The sequence below is a fragment of the Xylella fastidiosa genome (assembly GCF_011801475.1).
GTDB classification, from domain to species: domain Bacteria; phylum Pseudomonadota; class Gammaproteobacteria; order Xanthomonadales; family Xanthomonadaceae; genus Xylella; species Xylella fastidiosa.
Genome location: NZ_CP044352.1, coordinates 1,151,603 through 1,168,513 on the forward strand (window position 1 = coordinate 1,151,603; position 16,911 = coordinate 1,168,513).

The window sequence follows — 16,911 nt, forward strand, 5'->3', positions numbered from 1 at the left end:
CGGCCTTCCTGGATGGTGTTGCAGTTATTGTATTGTCGGGAGACAGGGTGAGTGGGTTGTTAGCGGATGTGTCACGCAGGGTGATTTCAAGCTGGCCGTGTTGATGTGTCATCGGTGCCGTTGAGGTGATGCAGGCAGCAGTGGGTGCATTAGTCGTGTTGGCGGCGTGATCCGTCAATGGGGATTACGCGCTTTTAAGCCGCGTGCATCCAGGGCTTGCAACACTTGGCTTAGGATCATGAGGTTGTGTCCATGTGTAATTCCTTCGTGTAGCAGCACAATGGCACCAGGGCGCAGATTTCGCACGATCCGTTTTACGGCTTTATCTGGTTCACAGTGCCTTCCATCAAAGCCGCGCGCGCTCCATGCGATACGGTCCAGACCGTATTGACGTAATGGCGCGGCCACCCATGGGTTGGTCATCCCAACCACTGAGCGGTACCAGCGTGGCGGGGTCCCAGTGATCTCGGTTAAGGTGCGTTGTGCCATTGCAATTTCGGTCGCCATTTGGCGTGGGCCAAGTGCCCAGAACCATTGATGTGGGTGGGTCTGGCTGTGGTTACCGATGGCATGACCACGGTGCAGTATATCTTGTACCAATGCAGGTTGACGTGCCGCGCGTTCGCCAACCAGGAAGAACGTGGCGCGCGCATCGTGGCGGTCGAGCAGATCTAGCATTGCTGCGGTGTCATCGGAGGGGCCATCGTCGATGGTCAGCCAGACGAGGTGGGCAGTGCTGTCCAACTGTACAACGACGGGCGCATAGAGCCGCGATTGAGGTAAAAATATTGCCAATAAGAAGCTGATATGGGCGATGAAAATCATTGGCAGTCCCCAGTTCCAACCCAGGTACCACCACAGTACCGCGGCGGTGAGGTGTAGCAAGATAAGCCAGCTTATCCAGGGACGGGCAGGCATCACGGTGTAATGTGGTATTTCTTTTGTTGTCATGTCCGCATCATCGCATGCAGGCGTAAAATGGGCAGCTATTCCACGTCCCATGATCGGTTTCCCAAATGTCTCTTGATTCTGCATTGCGTTCGCGCATCGAAACGTTGTTGCATTCCAACCGTGTTGTTTTGTTTATGAAGGGGCGTCCGGGGATGCCGCAGTGCGGTTTTTCTGCTAAGGCGGCAGGCATTCTCCAGGCACTTGGTGTTGAGTACGCGCATGTCAATGTATTGGACGACCAAGAGATACGAGAGGGGATCAAACGCTATGGCGATTGGCCAACAATTCCGCAGTTGTACATTGATGGCGAGTTGATCGGTGGCAGTGACATCGTGTCGCAGATGTATGAGAACGGGGAGTTGAGCACTTTGCTTGGTGTGGCTGCTCCGGACCTTACGCCGCCATCCATCACGATCACTCCAACTGCTGTGGAGATGCTCAAGGGTACATTAGCCAATGCACCCGGGAGTACGTTGGCACTGTCAATCGATAGTCGTTTCCAACCTACTTTTGAGCTGGCGCCAATTAATACGCAGGCAATTGCTGCAGAATATAACGGTTTACGGGTGCAGTTTGATCTTGCCAGTGCGCGTCGTGCTGAGGGCATCACGATTGATTGGGTTGATGATATCCGTGGCCAGGGGTTAGTGATTGACAATCCAAACGCGCCTCAGCCGATTCAGGAGTTATCGCCCGGTGATGCGGCGGCTCAGGTTGATGCGGGTGTTCTGACGTTGGTGGATGTGCGCCCTGCTGATGAGCGTGCGGTTGCTTCGGTCGCTGTGCCGTTCCGCACCATGGACGGCGGCGAACGTGCTGTTCTGGAGCAGCTTCCCAAAGGGACGCCGCTGGCATTCTTGTGTCATCACGGCGGGCGTAGTCTCCAGGCCGCCGAGCATTTCCGTAGTCTGGGGTTTACCTCTATCTACAATATCGGTGGTGGCATTGATGCTTGGTCCACCCAGGTTGATCCTGGCGTGCCGAAGTATTGAACCGATCCATGAGGGATGTCGGATGTCATGGTTCCTGGGTGACATTGGTATTCCCAGGGGGAGTGGGGTTGTTGGTGCTGGAACGACGGTATAAGGCTCGGTAAAGCAAGCCTAGCTAATGTATTGCATCCGGATGATCCAATGGATGCAGTACATGCGGCAGTTGGTGAGTGGATCTGCGATCAAGAACAGTTCACATCAGATGGAGCGGTGGGTGCTGGATTGATTTTCCCAGTTCACTGATGCAGCGCGATGGTGTTGAATTTGGCGGGCACGTTGTATTCGGGCGGTTACGATCGGCGTTCATGAAGTGTGCGTGTTTTCTTGATCTTGCTGCGTAGGTCGTTATCGTATTCGAGCGCATGGTGATGCCGCTCAATGTAGTCATGCATGCGTTTGCGTGCCGCTTTGGGCATGAACTCGGCGCACAACTTAGGCTCAAGCTTCATCATGAGAATAGTTTCTTTCGACATGGATTACGCTATACTCAAATTATATTTCACATTAAATGATTTTATTTTACTAAGTTATTATAATTTCAGGATGATTATGATTTAGGAAGAAATATAAAATTCGATAGGTTCTTAAAATAATTTAGGAGAGGCTGATATTTTTAATAAAGGTATTGATATATCTCACGGAAATGGTGAAATAGATTTCACGAAAGTGAGAGAGGCTAATATGTGTTATGTTTTTATGAAAGCAACGGAAGGTGCAACATTCCAGGATTCCAACTATGTGAGGTATCGTTGCGATGTGCTATCTGCGGGTATGACATCAGGAACTTATCATTATTTCCGTGCATTGAGCAGTACACCAAAAGCGCAGAGAGATAATATGGTTAATGTGCTGACTCAAAATGAATTTGATGCTTCATGTGAATATTTTGCTTTGGATGTGGAGTTGATCGGCAATGAGAGTGCAACACCAGAAGTGATGGGCGACAACCTTAATGATTTTGTTCTTCTGCTTGGGAAGAGTTTATTTTTTTTGAATAGAAAGCAATTAATTTATTGCTCAAAAAATTTCTGGGATAAAAGGATAGCTGGAGACAGAGATAATTTTAGTGAATAACCATTATCGGTTACCCATTAGGATGTTGATGAACCTATAATTCCACAGACTTAGAGTAAATCTTGTAAAAGTTGTTCAGTCTGGAAGTATAGCGGTAAGGGAAGTGTTCCTGGAATTAATGAAGATGTAGATTTGATTAACATCCGATTATAGTTTTATATATTTCCTGGATATTATCTCTTAGGGAGATGCGCATCAGCCGCTGTGGTAGGAGTGGGACAAGCTATGATGGCTTTCCTGGCAGCGGCCAGGTTGGTACGTGGCAATGCTTCAACGCCGCAATATCCTATAAAGCTAATATTGGCGTGCATGAATGCTGTTGTTGGCAATGAAATGCTTGTATTCGACGCAGTAATAAGTGTTATCTCCACGCCACGTTTTTTTGCCTGAATCTCGGTCCCATCAAGATCAATATTCGTGGCAACCTCTTCGGCAAGAATTCGCTGAAATCGTGGTTGATGGAGACACTGATCGGATTGTGGACATGCACCGCTGATACTTACGCCAAGCGTGTAACGCTTCTGCTTTTCACTCCTGGTGTTGATGAGCAGAGCGGTGCACTGTTCAACAGTAAGGACTTGGTGATCTTGACGTTGGTAGGATTGATTAATTCACATAGTCGTACGTTTATGTCGTACGTTTATGGTTGCGCCAGAGGTGTTGGTAGTACGGACAGGTGTCTAAGCATGAGTTTTTCGCAGGCAAGGCAGCTCGTTCTTTCATCCGCGATGTCCGATGATTCCATCATGAGCTACTTAGTTTTATTCGGCCCGAGTCGGCCTAATTGTGATTGCAGCCAGTCAGGCGCGGCATCACATCTTCTCTTCGATGCATAACCATTCATTGACATGTATGATGAACGAAGGTGTTAGGTTCCTACCGTTTGCGTGGTCCCGTTTGGGTACAGGCGTTCTTCCGGTGCGATGATTGGTGGCATCGTTGCAATGCAAAGCACGCGTTGACTGCTTCTTCATTGGTTATTTCCAGCTTGATGCTGCGTTAGTGCTTCAAGAGAAAAGCAACATTGCTTGTAAGTGTGCGGTAAATCAGTATGTGCTTGGCCGCTCTATTACCGCTTTTTTCACTGAAAAATACTTATATAAAAGGAGACTTCCTAATGTTTATCAATGCTTACGGTGCACACGCTGGGGATAAACCCTTGGAATCCATGCAGATTGCCCGTCGTGCTCCGGGTGCGCATGATGTGCAAATTGATATTCATTACTGTGGCGTGTGCCATTCCGATATTCATCAAGTACGGGCTGAATGGGCGGGCACGCTTTTTCCGTGTGTACCAGGACATGAAATTGTCGGTCGGGTCTCTGCCATCGGGACGCATGTGCAGGGCTTTAAGGCGGGAGATCTTGTCGCTGTTGGCTGCATGGTCGATAGCTGCAAGGATTGCCAGGAGTGCGATGCAGGGTTGGAGAATTACTGCGATGGCATGATTGGTACCTATAACTTCCCGACTCAGGATGCTCCGGGCCATACATTGGGTGGTTATTCTCAGAAGATCGTTGTGCATGAGCGCTTTGTGTTGCGCATCCGCCACCCTGAGGCACAGCTTGCCGCAGTCGCACCGTTATTGTGTGCCGGGATTACGACGTACTCGCCACTGCGCCATTGGAATGCTGGTCCGGGTAAGAAAGTCGGCATTGTCGGCATTGGTGGCTTGGGTCATATGGGGATTAAGTTGGCTCATGCCATGGGGGCGTATGTCGTTGCGTTCACCACGTCCGAATCTAAGCGACAGGATGCCAAGGCGCTGGGAGCAGATGAGGTGGTGGTGTCACGTGATGAGGAAAGGATGGCTGCCCATGTAAAGAGTTTCGATTTGATTTTGAATACTGTGGCTGCCTCGCATTCTCTTGATCCTTTCCTGACTCTGCTGAAGCGGGATGGCACATTGACCTTGGTTGGTGCGCCTGTTACGCCGCATCCTTCACCGGAAGTCTTCAATCTGATCTTTAAGCGTCGTTCCATTGCTGGATCGCTGATCGGTGGTATTGCAGAAACACAGGAAATGCTGGATTTCTGTGCGGAGCATGGCATTGTTGCGGACATTGAGTTGATCCGTGCCGACGGTATCAATGAGGCCTACGAACGAATGATGAAAGGCGATGTCAAGTACCGTTTTGTGATTGACAATGCCACTTTGGCTGCTTGATGGCACATGCAGAATTTCACATGGCTGATGAAATAGCGGCATTGTGTCTGCCGTTGGATTGAACAACCGCGCTAGGCCTTGGGTATTACCGCTCATGCACGTTGTGGACCTGTACTCTGGATTGGGGCAGGTTCACATTAGTGTGTGTGCTGCTGCTATAGCTTGGGATTGCTTGGTGCTACGGTGAGTGTTCAGTGTGCTGGTATTTCGGTGTCACTGTTGCTAGTGCAGTCATTGAGCTTCATGGACGATGTTATTTCAAGTGCGGTGAGACAATTTTGCGATCCGTGCTGTTTCTGGGGCATCATCAATGCATGTCTTCTGCCTGTGTGTTTTCGGGGTTCTTGTTGCATCGTATTTATCGTTGCGTCTTAGTGTTGGCGTTGCTGTTGGTCGTCTCTGTGTTCCCCGCATTGGCGCAGCCGGCGGGTGTGCCTGCAGTGACGACAGGGGATGCGTGGATCGACCAGCAATTGTCTGACCTGGATATCTATGCCAAACATTATCCAGATAGCTTTGTCGATGAGTTGGCACGCTATATCGGAATACCGCACGCCGAAGCGCAGACGCTGCTTAAACAGGGGTGGCGTGCTGCTGATGTGTATTTTGCTGGTGCCTGGGCGCTGATTACGCGGCAGCCATTGCATGCGGTGTTGCAGGTATACCAAGCACACTTACAGGAGGGCTGGCATGCTGCTTTGGCCATTTTGCCGGTGGCCCCAGAGAATACGCACTACCGCATGTTGCGCCACACATTAGTGACCAGTTACGACCATTGGGATCGTCCCATTGTGTTGGATGCGTTGCTGCGTCGTCAGTTAGGTGACCGTGCGCAACGCTTGGCCGCCGCCCGAGCAGCGGCTGAAGCGGCAGCGGCGGCACAACAATCTGGGTTGTAGTCTTTTCCCCGGAGGAGATGCGGTTTGCCGTAACAGAATGCTAATTGGTGATGTGCGGTCATGACGGGTTGCATTCCTATCTGAGCGTCGCGTCTACGCTGAGTTGCATCACTGCATCACTGCATCACTGCATCACTGCATCACTGCATCACTGCATCACTGCATCACTGCATCACTGCATCACTGCATCACTGCATCACTGCATCACTGCATCACTGCATCACTGCATCACTGCATCACGTGCCGACTCCGGTGGTACAGCCTGTTTTCTGAAGTGGATCGCCGTCATCAATGTGAATGTGCTGCCCTGTATTTGCCCCGCCATGCGTGCCAGCGTTGGCTCAGACAGGAGAAGATGACGTACAGCGCTGGGGTGCTGAGGAGCGTCAGGCTTTGCGAGATCAATAGGCCGCCAATCATTGCGATCCCTAGTGGACGCCGTAGTTCAGCACCTTCGCCAACGCCGATTGCCAGCGGCATGGCCGCCAGGATGGCGACCATGGAGGTCATCATGATCGGACGGAAGCGCACGATCGAGGCTTCGCGTACCGCAGCATGTGGTTCTAATCCGCGTTCACGTTGTGCTACCAGTGCGAAGTCAATCATCATGATGGCGTTCTTTTTGACGATGCCAATCAGCAGTATCAGTGCGATCATCGAAATCGCTGACAGTTCGGTATGACTGAGATATAACGCCAGCAATGCTCCCATACCGGCCGCAGGTAGTGTGGATAAGATCGTGATCGGATGGATGAGGTTCTCGTAGAGCATGCCTAGTACGATGTACACGGCAATAAGCGTAGCGAGGAGGAGTATGTTCATCTGATCATTGGTGAAGTCGTTGTCCTCAGCGATAGCGACGCGGATATCACCAGGCAAGCGTAATCCTTTGATGGTCGCGTCAATGATTGCCTCAGCTTCACCGATGCTCACGCCCGGGCTAAGGTTGTAGCTCAAGTCCATTGTTGTGTACTGGTTGTCGTGTTTGATTTGCGGAGGATTTAGCCCTGGTACTTGGTGCGCAATGGCAGTGATGGGCACCATCTTGCCGTTACGGTTAGGAACATGGATGTTGTCCAGTGCCGCTGGCGTGGCGCTTTGAGAGGCTAATGCCTTGATGACGACCGCGTATTGGTTGGTGTCGGAATAAATAGTGGAGACTTGGCGTTGACCGAAAGCACCATACAGTGCGCCGTCAATCGCACCGATTGAAACGCCCATCTGTGCCGCTTTGACGCGGTCGATGACAATGTTTTGGTACAGCCCCGCAGCATCCATGTCGCTGCCGACGTCACGCAATTTTGGGTTTTTCTTCAACGCTTCTTGCAATGTTGGTAACCATTCCTCCAGTTGTTTCAGGTCGTTGCCCTGGAGCGAAACGCGATGTTGAGCTCCCTGATTGGCGCCGCCGCCAAAGTTGTTGGGTAAATCCTGGACAGTGCGTAGACGCAGTGCCAAGTCAGGGTAATGTGCGGCTTTAGTACTGAGCCGTATCAGGGCGGTATCGGTACTTTCGCGGCGGCCTTCGGCACGGGTTTTCAACTGGATGTTGAACGATGCGCTGGAACCCTGACGGCCTGTTCCTAGGCGCACGGCAACCGTTTTGACAGCTGGGTCAGAGAGCAACATTTCAGTGATGCGGTGTTGCCGGTTGATCATGTCCTCAAACGCTACTGTTGCGCTGGAGTTAGCACGCCCTTGAATCAAGCCGGTGTCTTGGGACGGAAATGTACCTTTACTGATTGCTCCGGCAAGCATGACGGTCAAGACAATCAATAACAGTGGGGTCAGTGCCAGGAGCAGTGCGTGACGTAACGAGAAGTCTAACGCCACGGTATACAAACGTAGGATGCGCAGATACATACGTTCCAGCCAAGCGCCGATGCCGTTGGATTTTTCCGGTACGACATGCGCGGATAGGAAGCGGCTGCAGAGTGCCGGAGTCAGTGTCAGTGAGACCAGCATTGAGATAATGATCGCAGAGACCAGGGTGATTCCGAATTCACGGAATAATGTGCCGATCATGCCGTGATCGAACAGAAAGGGAGCGAACACCACCACCAATGACACGGTGATCGAGACAATGGTGGAGCCGATCTCGCGGGCGCCGGTGAGTGCGGCTTCCAGGGGCGACATGCCAGTATTGAGGTGGCGCGAGATGTTTTCGATCATCACGATTGCATCGTCAACCACGAAGCCAATCGCGATGACCAGTGCTAGGAGAGTCACGTTATTTAGGGTGAAATCTAACGCATACATGACGATGGCCGCGCCAGCCAGTGATAAGGGAACTGTCGCCACAGCGATGATGGTGGGCGCCAATCGGCGTAAAAACAGTGCCATGGTGAGCATCACCATCGCCAAACTGATGATCAGGGTGGTTTGGATTTCATACAGTGAGGCACGGATCGTTGGGGTATGGTCGAAGTAAGGTGTTATTACCGTCCCGGATGGCAGATAGGTACGTAATGCAGGTAGCTCCGCTTTTACCCTGTCTACGGTTTCAACAACGTTGGCTCCGGTACGAAGGAAAACGTACATCACCACGGCTCGTTTGTGATTGAACCAGGCTGCCTGGTAGGCATCTTGCTGGCCGTCGTAAACCTGGGCGATATCGCTCAGGCGGACGATACGCCCGTTAGGTTGGGTCGCGATCACTAGCTGGGCGAAGTCGGCGGCTTTGGAGATCGTACTGTTGAGCAGGATTTCGGTTGTTCTGGTGTCGTTAGAAAGCAAGCCAGTGGGGGAGGTGACATTGGCGGCTCGCACGGCATTCTGCAATTGGTCCATTGTCAAGCCCAGTGCGTTGAGTGCATGCATATCCACATCCACACGTACCGCCGGTGTCGATGCGCCGACGATATCTACCGAGCTGATGCCCTGAATCTGGCGCAGATGCTGTGCTAGAAGCGAGTCTGCCACGTTGTAGAGGGCATCCATTGACTGGGTATCGGAGGTGAGTGCCAGGGCGATGATTGGGTCGTCGTTTGGGTTGGCTTTTTTGTACGACGGGGGGAGCAGTCCGGAGGGCAGATCTGCTTGCGCTGCGTTGATCGCGGCTTGGACGTCTTGGGCGGCTGAGTCGATATTGCGGTTGCTTTGGAACAACAAAAAGACGTTGCTGTTGCTCTCCGAGCTGGAAGAGCGCATGCGTTTGATGCCGGGAATCTGTCCAAGATAACGTTCCAACGGAGCGGTGACCGTGGAGGCCATTGTGCTGGCGTCAGCCCCAGCTTGGCTGGCTTCGACAAAAATCACCGGGATCTGAAACTTTGGCAATGGCGCGACGCTCAGCTGTAGGTAGCAGATCAGCCCGAGGACAAACACGCCGATGGCCAACAATGAAGTGCCGATTGGACGTTTGATAAACCCGGCAGAGAGATTCATAAGGTTGGCTCCCAGAAATCGGAGGGATGCGTCCGGCTTGCACACGTTGATGTACTGGCAGTAGCTGCCAGCAGGTGGTGGTGGGGAGGGTGATTCATACGCGCTGTGGTGTGGCCTGGACCGAGGTACGGTGTGTACGCCGGAGGCGTAGGCGCTCGGATAACCGTTCGAAGAACAGGTAGATGACAGGCGTGGTGTACAAGGTGATCAACTGCGATAGCAGCAAGCCACCGACAATAGTAATGCCCAGTGGACGGCGCAATTCCGAGCCGATGCCGTCGCTCAGTGCTAGCGGTAATGCGCCGAGCAGTGCGGCGGCAGTAGTCATGATGATCGGACGGAAGCGCAACAGACAGGCGCGGCGGATCGCATCGTGGGCGCTGCTCCCGGTGCTGCGTGCTTCGATGGTGAAGTCAATCATCATGATTGCGTTTTTCTTGACGATACCAATCAGCAGCACGATACCGACAATGCTATCCACCGACAGGCTCAGTCCGCAGAGCATCAGTGCCAGCAATGCGCCAACGCCTGCCGACGGTAGTGTGGAGATGATCGTCAGCGGATGGATATAACTTTCGTATAGCACCCCCAGCACGATGTAGATCACCACAATCGAAGCGAGCAGCAACCACACGATGTCACTCTGGCTACTGGTGAATTCGACGGCTTTACCGATGAACTGGGCGCGTACCTGGGCAGGTATCTGTAGTTGGGTACGTGCCTGTTCGATGGCTTTCACGGCATGGGAGAGGGAATACCCCTGGGCCAGGTTGAATGAGATCGTTACGGAGGGAAGTTGCTGCTGATGGCTGATAACGCGAGGAGCGTTGGTGACCTTAGCATCGGCAAGGGCTGACAGCGGGATGATACGGCCAGTACCGACGGTCATTCCGGTGTTGAGGTTGCCAATACCTGTGGCCGTGGAAGAGTTTGATGAGACGGCTTGGCCGAAGCTCGTGGCATTGCTGCCAGTCAGTGCGCCGCTGCCGTTGCTGGCGACTCCCAGTTGCTGCATCAGTGCGGTGCTGGTGCGAAAGTGTGGGGCCACTTCCAGGACGACCCGATATTGGTTGAGTTCGGTGAAAATCGTGGAGATTTGGCGCTGGCCGAATGCGTCATATAGGGTGTCGTTGATAGTCTGCATCGGTACGCCAAGGAGGCTGGCTTTATCACGATCAACAGTGATCTGTAAGGCACGCCCTTGGTCGGCCAAGTTGTTGTCTACGTCGGCCAGTGCCGGAATCTGGCGCATTGCCTCGGTCATGCGTGTGGCCCAGGTAGCCAGCTCCGTTGCATCGACGTTTGAGAGTGAGTATTGGTATTCGGTTGCAGCGACGTGGGTATCCAGAGTCACATCCTGTACCGGCTTTAGATAGAGGACGATGCCTGGGATGCCGGCTGCGGCGCGTTGTAGTCGTGGGCGTATGGTGTTTAGCCCCTCACGTTGGTTGCGTGGCTTGAGAACGATCGATAGTTGGCCATGATTGAGTGTGGGGTTGATGGTGCCGGCACCGATAAATGCGGAGACGCCTGTCACGGCGGGATCCTTGCGCAGTGCATCGGCCACGGCCCGTGTACGCTGTTCCATCTGTGAGAATGCGATGTCCTGGTCGGCTTGCACAACGCCGATGATGAGTCCAGTGTCTTGTTCTGGCAGTAGCCCCTTGGGGATCGTTACATACAGCACGATGGTGAGTGCTACTGTCACTAGCGCTACAACTAAGGTCAGTTGTTGGTGCATCAGCACCCAGTCTAAGGTGCGTTCGTATAGTGCGACAGTGCGTGTCCACAGGGTGATCTTGGTGATTTGTGTTGGGCTATCGCCTTCGGGCAGAGTATCGGGTTTGAGTAGGTAGGCACACATCATCGGTGTCAGGGTCAGTGATACCAGCATCGAGATGACGACGGCGGTCGACAGGACCCAGGCGAACTCGTTGAACAGTCGGCCGGTGACGCCAGGCATCAACAGCAGGGGGAGAAACACGGCGACCAGCGAAATGGTGAGCGAGAGTATGGTGAAACCAATTTGACGTGCTCCAATCTCCGCTGCTTCGCGTCCGCTCTTGCCTTGTTCAATGTAGCGGACGATGTTTTCGATCATCACAATCGCGTCATCAACGACAAAGCCGGTGGCGACGACCAGTGCCATCAGGGAGAGGTTGTCTAGTGACATCCCGTTAAATGCCATCACGCTGAAGGTGCCGGCCAGTGATAGGGGGACCGCTACCGATGGAATGAGCGTGGCCCATAGTCGGCGCAGGAATACAAAGATCACCGCGACCACCAGACCAATGGTCAGTAGCAGGGTGAATTTTACTTCATGCACGGAAGCGCGGATGGTTTCGGTGCGGTCGGAAAAGACGTCAAGATGTACATCCGTGGGCAGCACCGCACGCAACTGCGGCAGGATCGCGCGGATTTGTTCGACGGTCTTAATAATGTTGGCGCCGGGCTGGCGGCGAATCTCCAGCAGCACGGCTGGTTTTGCGTTGGCCCAAGCGGAGATCTGGTCATTTTCGACGCCGTCCACCACATTGGCGACCTCTGAGAGGCGAACCGGATGTCCATTTTGGTAATGGATGATGGTGTCCCGATATTGCGAAGCATCTTTCAGTTGATCGTTGGTACCGATGCTGTAGGACTGGTTCTTGCCATTGAGCGAGCCTTTAGGTGCGTTGACGTTGGCTTGGGTCAGTGTATTGCGCAGCGATTCCATGGTCAGGCCCATGTTGGATAGCTGTGCCGGATTCACTTGGATCCGCACCGCTGGTCGGACGTTGCCAGCAATCGAGACCACACCAACGCCTGATATTTGTGAGAGGCGTTGTGCCAGGATAGCGTCTGCGTATGTATTGAGTTCGCGTAGTGGCAGGGTATCAGAGGTGAGCTTGAGGGTGATGATGGCCGCGTCAGCTGGATTCACCCGGTTGTAGATCGGTTGGTGAGGTAATGTTGAGGGCAGGGTGGCCTGATGGATCGCTGCTTGTACGTCTTGTGCGGCGATGTCGAGATTTTTGTGTGTTGAGAATTGCAGGGTTATTGTTGATAAGCCAGCCGAGGAATCAGAACTCATCATGTCCAAGCCAGAAATCTGCCCGAGCTGATGTTCTAGTGGGGTGGTCACCAATGCGGCCATTGTCTTGGCGTTGGCACCCGGATACTGGGTGGTGACGACCAGGCTAGGTGCATCGACCTCAGGGAGTGCCGACATCGGTAATTTCTTGTAGCCCAGGATCCCAAGTAGGAGTACGCCGAACATCAGCAGTGAAGTGGCGATTGGGCGGCGGATAAAGATCGTCGAAAAGCCCACGTGGTGTGTCCTTGACAAATAACGTCAGTTGGAGAAAACGCGTTACAGAATGAACAACGTCGGAATTATGGGCCGCCGCGAGGAGGACCACCCATGCTATTTTTGCTGCGTTTTTCCGCAGCAGCCTTCAATTCGGCTTCGGTTGGTGCTGGTGGAGTTTCACCTGGTGCTAGCGCGATGACTTTACTGCCTGGTTTGAGCCGGAATTGACCTTCTGTGACTACTGTGTCGCCGACATTCAAGCCTTTGGCGATTTGTACATGGCTGTCACCGATTTCCACACCTTGGGTGACTTCCTGAGTAACGACCGTGTGATCTTGCTTGACAAGGTAAACGTAGTCGCCATTGGGGCCGCGTTGCACTGCTTGCGCCGGAATCACGACACCATTGGCAATCGTACGTAGTTGCAGACGCGCGTTGACGAACTGGCCAGGCCATAGTGCGTTATTGCGGTTGGAGAACACGGCACGTGCGCTGAAAGTGCCGCTATCAGTGTTTATTTGGTTATTGATCGCATCCAATGTGCCATCTTCGGTCAGTGGGTGTGCATCTCCGCGGTCCAGCGCGGCCACCATCACGGGGCCGGAGGCATGGGCTTGGCGTACTTCCTGCAACAAGCGCTCGGGAAGATTGAATGAGACGTAGATTGGATGCATCTGTGTCAGTGTCACGATGGAGGTGCTAGTTGTGACCACGTTCCCAGCATCTACGCTGCGGATCCCGGCGACGCCGTCGATCGGTGCGACAATCTTAGTGTATTGCAGCTGTACTTGGGCTGCTCGCATTGCGGCTTCGTTTGCTGCGACTGCCGCTTCATACTGCGTGACCTGGTTATGTTGTGTATCTAATTCTGTCTTGGCGACGTACGGTTGGTATTCCAACGTGCTGGAGCGGGTGTAGTTGGCACGTGCGGTTGCCAGCAGTGCTTGGTTCTGACGCTTCGCCGCTGCGGCTTGATCGTAGCTGGCCTGAAGTGCGCGTGCGTCAATTTCGGCGAGTAATTGGCCTTTTTTTACTGATTCACCCTCGCGGAAGTGTAGGCTGATCAATTGACCACTGACCTGCGGGTTAATCGTGACGGTATTCATTGCGGCCACTGTGCCTGGGGCGGCAGCGTACACAGGAACATTTTGGCTGCTTGCTGCGACTACTGTGACAGGAATTGGAGCGTTATCCCCCTGTTTCTCAACGCTTTGTGTGTTGTCAGCGCCAGCAGGATGTGCACTATTCTTGTCGCCTTGGCTGCATGACGTGGTCATGAGTGCTGCGGCAAGCAGGGAGATTTTTAAAAAATATGGCATTACTCAATCCTGGATGCCGTAGAGACAGTTGGTGTGTTCGGCATCACTATATCCTCAGGTTGACGCCATGCTATAGCATTTTCAGGAGCTGGTGAACGGAATATGAATTGGAGAGGTGTGCATAGTTTTGATATTTCGACCCTAAATATAGTCCTCTTCAATCTTCACAGCAGCTTCTAGAATCCAGGTATGAACACCTCTCACTATTCTGTTCTTGGACATACGGTTCCCTACCCAAAAGTTTACGATCCGTCGTTACTTTTCCCAATTTCCCGTGCTGTAGGGCGTACTCAAATCGGTATCGGTGTGGTGTTGCCGTTCGTTGGTGAGGATCGTTGGCATGCTTATGAGCTGAGTTGGTTGGATGCACGCGGTAAGCCATGTGTGGCTACAGCGACGTTTCATGTGCCATGTGATTCGCCCTATTTGATTGAATCCAAGTCGCTCAAACTCTATCTCAATTCGTTCAGTGCTGAGGTGTTTAATCGTGCTGAGGCGCTGCGCTTACGCATCGCCGCTGATCTGTCGGCGTGCGCTGGTGCGGCAGTTGCGGTTGAATTTGGGTTGCCGCCGGTTGGGAGCGGGGACAAGGAAATATCGCTTGATAGGTTGAATGTGGACATTGAGGACTACGGTCCACCGAATCCCGATTATTTGTCCAATGTTGCTCAGAATTTGGTTGAAGAAATGGTTGAAGAAACTCTAACTTCGACCTTATTCAAGTCTAATTGCCCGGTGACTGGTCAACCAGACTGGGCCAGCGTCACGGTGCGTTACTTTGGTATGCCGATTGATCATGAGGGCTTGTTACGTTACTTCATCAGTTTTCGTCATCATGCTGAATTTCATGAGCAATGCGTGGAGCGTATTTTTCAGGATGTGTTACAGCGATGCGCCCCGCAATGCCTCGCTGTAGAGGCACGTTATACCCGCCGCGGTGGCCTGGATATTAATCCTCTGCGTACCACGTCGGAGATGGCATGGCCGCTCTCGGTCTTTCGTGATCCGCGTCAATAGTGCGTTGTTGCTGTGAATGTGGTGTTGTGCTCAGGGCTTGAAGAAGTGAACGTGCGGCAGTGCCATTTTGCTAGCAAAATGGAGTGAAGGTGATGCACACGGTGTTTTCCTGTATTTAAGCCTGTGTTGTTCTTTGATGCGCTAGAAATTTCCAGAAGCTGTGCAGCGTTGCAGCTTGCTGGGATGTGATCGTCACAGTCTTAGATGGTCGTTGCAACCTTGTACTTTAAGGTGATCTTTGCAGGACGATCCGTATTTAGCGTGCTGTGCTTTAGGAAGTGTTTTAGATCGCTTTTGATGCGTTTGATTTCACAGCATGATAGTTCGCGTCTTTGATGACATTGCGTTTTAGGGGCGACTCGAAAATCTTTGCAAGCAGTTAGACATGTTGTGCAGGTACGTTCCTGATGTTGCAAGAATCAAATGATGAGCGGTGCAGTGGTGATTCTGCTAGGAAAGCTGTTTTCCGTGAGCCTGGGGGATAAAGCAGGCCATACGGTTTTAATACGTTTTCATAAGACAGGTAATTACGTTTCATTGGCCTGTCTGTGTTTGCATGATACTTCTTGACTATCCAAGAGGGACGCTGGCGAGAGAAACGGCAGCTTGGGTGGCTGCCGATGCCTTACACACGCAGTAATACGATACACGCCAAGCACGGGATGGAACGCTGGGATTAGGTCGTCATCGTTGTTGCGGTTTTATGTCTTGCTCATAGGATCATGCGCGTCTTGATAGTCAGCCGCTTTGGAAGCATTGCTGCCGTTGCTTTCAGGGTAATTGTATGGCTCAGTCGTTTCTTTGAGCTTCAATGCAGCGCCAAGAGTGGTGAAGATGGAGCTCATGCCGAAGCAGAATGCTTGGGGTTCGAAGGCTTGGCCACGCCATAGGACGATGTAGATGGTTAGCGTCAGTGCTGTAAAGACGACAATGGTACCCAGCCAGCGCACTAAGTCATGCGTCTGGTTATCCTTGCCGGTAAGTAGTTGCTTCAGAATTGTATTCATGACGCCACATCCAGATGTTGCAGCGTTTTGATAGTTTGATGCCATTCCATTGCTTCTTGGCCAAGGCCAACATGTAGAGCAACATGCCCAATACCAAAATGCTATTACGCAGCGTAGTGTTTTTGGAAGTGTAGAACAGCACTGTCAACACCAAGATGTTGCTTAGGTCGTTGGGGGGATGACATTGTGATTTTCTGAGATACAAGCTGTAGAGCTTGGCTTTTGTGTTCTTGACGTAATACGCAGTTTCTACGGTGCGCTGTGTCATCCAATCGGTCAATGTGAGGTCATGGACATTGGTATCTACGCTGCGGTGATCGTTAGCTTGACACTGACATGTTGGCAATATTGCATTGCAATGCACACGAATTAATAAATATCAGGTTGTGAAAATAATCACTTAATCTTTGTTATTTGGTTTCCATTCTTGTGTCAGCGCGATACAGCAAGTGGACGATCTGAATGATTATTTGTTCTTCAAATGGCTTGAATTGGATTCCCGGAAATTTGTCATTGCCCGGGTTAATGCTGATTTTCGCCACGGTTCGATTGGTTCTGCGGCGAAGTCTTATTAATCGTTTTCCATTTTAGAATTCAAATTAATTAAGTGGTGCCCAGATTGTGATGCACATGCATGTTGCGTTGAAATCGTGCAACGCGTGGCCTCAACGTGAAGATGCTGTATATGCATGGCGTGATGTGTATCGCAATTCATCATTTCTGGTATCACATGTTTTTAACGTCCCTGGTAGTCTTTCGACAGCGCTATTCCAGGGGGTCATATTAGGGTGTAGGTAACCATTGCT

The 16,911-nt window shown here is 52.0% G+C and carries 12 protein-coding genes; 5 read left to right on the top strand and 7 right to left on the bottom strand.

The window, feature by feature from the left end; translation table 11 throughout:
* Positions 1 to 174: 174 nt before the first annotated feature.
* Entirely contained in the window at positions 175 to 951 is a 777-nt protein-coding gene (locus F7G16_RS05025; RefSeq protein ID WP_011098095.1) for a polysaccharide deacetylase family protein, read from the bottom strand.
* A 65-nt stretch (positions 952 to 1,016) separates the two neighbouring features.
* Between F7G16_RS05025 and grxD the strand changes: the two genes are divergently transcribed.
* Positions 1,017 to 1,943: a Grx4 family monothiol glutaredoxin gene (gene grxD / locus F7G16_RS05030; protein WP_004090967.1), complete on the top strand. Its 927-nt coding sequence runs from the start codon at positions 1,017 to 1,019 to the stop codon at positions 1,941 to 1,943.
* Between the two features lie 290 nt (positions 1,944 to 2,233).
* Here the strand turns inward: grxD and F7G16_RS05035 are convergent, their stop codons facing one another.
* Positions 2,234 to 2,416: a hypothetical protein gene (locus F7G16_RS05035; protein ID WP_004090969.1), complete on the bottom strand. Its 183-nt coding sequence runs from the start codon at positions 2,414 to 2,416 to the stop codon at positions 2,234 to 2,236.
* Positions 2,417 to 2,573: 157 nt separating this feature from the next.
* On the opposite strand from F7G16_RS05035, the gene F7G16_RS05040 reads away from it, so the two are divergent.
* The 3 genes from F7G16_RS05040 (at position 2,574) to F7G16_RS05055 (ending at position 6,083) form a co-directional block, all read left to right on the top strand.
* The gene (locus tag F7G16_RS05040; RefSeq protein WP_080502619.1) at positions 2,574 to 3,017 is read left to right on the top strand and encodes a glycoside hydrolase family 25 protein; all 444 of its coding nucleotides are present in this window, start codon (positions 2,574 to 2,576) and stop codon (positions 3,015 to 3,017) included.
* Positions 3,018 to 4,134: 1,117 nt separating this feature from the next.
* On the top strand, positions 4,135 to 5,184 hold the full coding sequence (locus F7G16_RS05050; protein ID WP_004090975.1) for an NAD(P)-dependent alcohol dehydrogenase: 1,050 nt from the start codon (positions 4,135 to 4,137) through the stop codon (positions 5,182 to 5,184).
* A 314-nt stretch (positions 5,185 to 5,498) separates the two neighbouring features.
* On the top strand, positions 5,499 to 6,083 hold the full coding sequence (locus F7G16_RS05055; RefSeq protein ID WP_004090977.1) for a hypothetical protein: 585 nt from the start codon (positions 5,499 to 5,501) through the stop codon (positions 6,081 to 6,083).
* Positions 6,084 to 6,371: 288 nt separating this feature from the next.
* Here the strand turns inward: F7G16_RS05055 and F7G16_RS05060 are convergent, their stop codons facing one another.
* From F7G16_RS05060 to F7G16_RS05070, 3 genes are all read right to left on the bottom strand, one after another.
* Positions 6,372 to 9,470: an efflux RND transporter permease subunit gene (locus F7G16_RS05060; RefSeq protein WP_004090987.1), complete on the bottom strand. Its 3,099-nt coding sequence runs from the start codon at positions 9,468 to 9,470 to the stop codon at positions 6,372 to 6,374.
* A 94-nt stretch (positions 9,471 to 9,564) separates the two neighbouring features.
* On the bottom strand, positions 9,565 to 12,780 hold the full coding sequence (locus tag F7G16_RS05065; protein ID WP_012382675.1) for an efflux RND transporter permease subunit: 3,216 nt from the start codon (positions 12,778 to 12,780) through the stop codon (positions 9,565 to 9,567).
* Between the two features lie 65 nt (positions 12,781 to 12,845).
* Positions 12,846 to 14,081, bottom strand: coding sequence for an efflux RND transporter periplasmic adaptor subunit (locus tag F7G16_RS05070; RefSeq protein ID WP_011098090.1), 1,236 nt, complete (start codon positions 14,079 to 14,081; stop codon positions 12,846 to 12,848).
* 189 nt (positions 14,082 to 14,270) lie between these two features.
* Between F7G16_RS05070 and queF the strand changes: the two genes are divergently transcribed.
* Positions 14,271 to 15,098 carry an NADPH-dependent 7-cyano-7-deazaguanine reductase QueF gene (gene queF / locus F7G16_RS05075; RefSeq protein WP_004090995.1) on the top strand — a complete coding sequence of 276 codons (828 nt, stop codon included), beginning with the start codon at positions 14,271 to 14,273 and terminating at the stop codon, positions 15,096 to 15,098.
* Between the two features lie 701 nt (positions 15,099 to 15,799).
* On the opposite strand, the gene F7G16_RS05080 is transcribed toward queF, so the two are convergent.
* Together F7G16_RS05080 and F7G16_RS05085 are read right to left on the bottom strand one after the other, a co-directional pair.
* On the bottom strand, positions 15,800 to 16,105 hold the full coding sequence (locus F7G16_RS05080; RefSeq protein ID WP_004090997.1) for a hypothetical protein: 306 nt from the start codon (positions 16,103 to 16,105) through the stop codon (positions 15,800 to 15,802).
* Positions 16,065 to 16,451 (bottom strand): hypothetical protein, encoded by a 387-nt coding sequence (locus F7G16_RS05085; RefSeq protein WP_014607375.1) that lies wholly within the window; start codon positions 16,449 to 16,451, stop codon positions 16,065 to 16,067. The genes F7G16_RS05080 and F7G16_RS05085 overlap by 41 nt, the downstream gene beginning before the upstream one ends.
* Between the last annotated feature and the right edge of the window lie 460 nt (positions 16,452 to 16,911).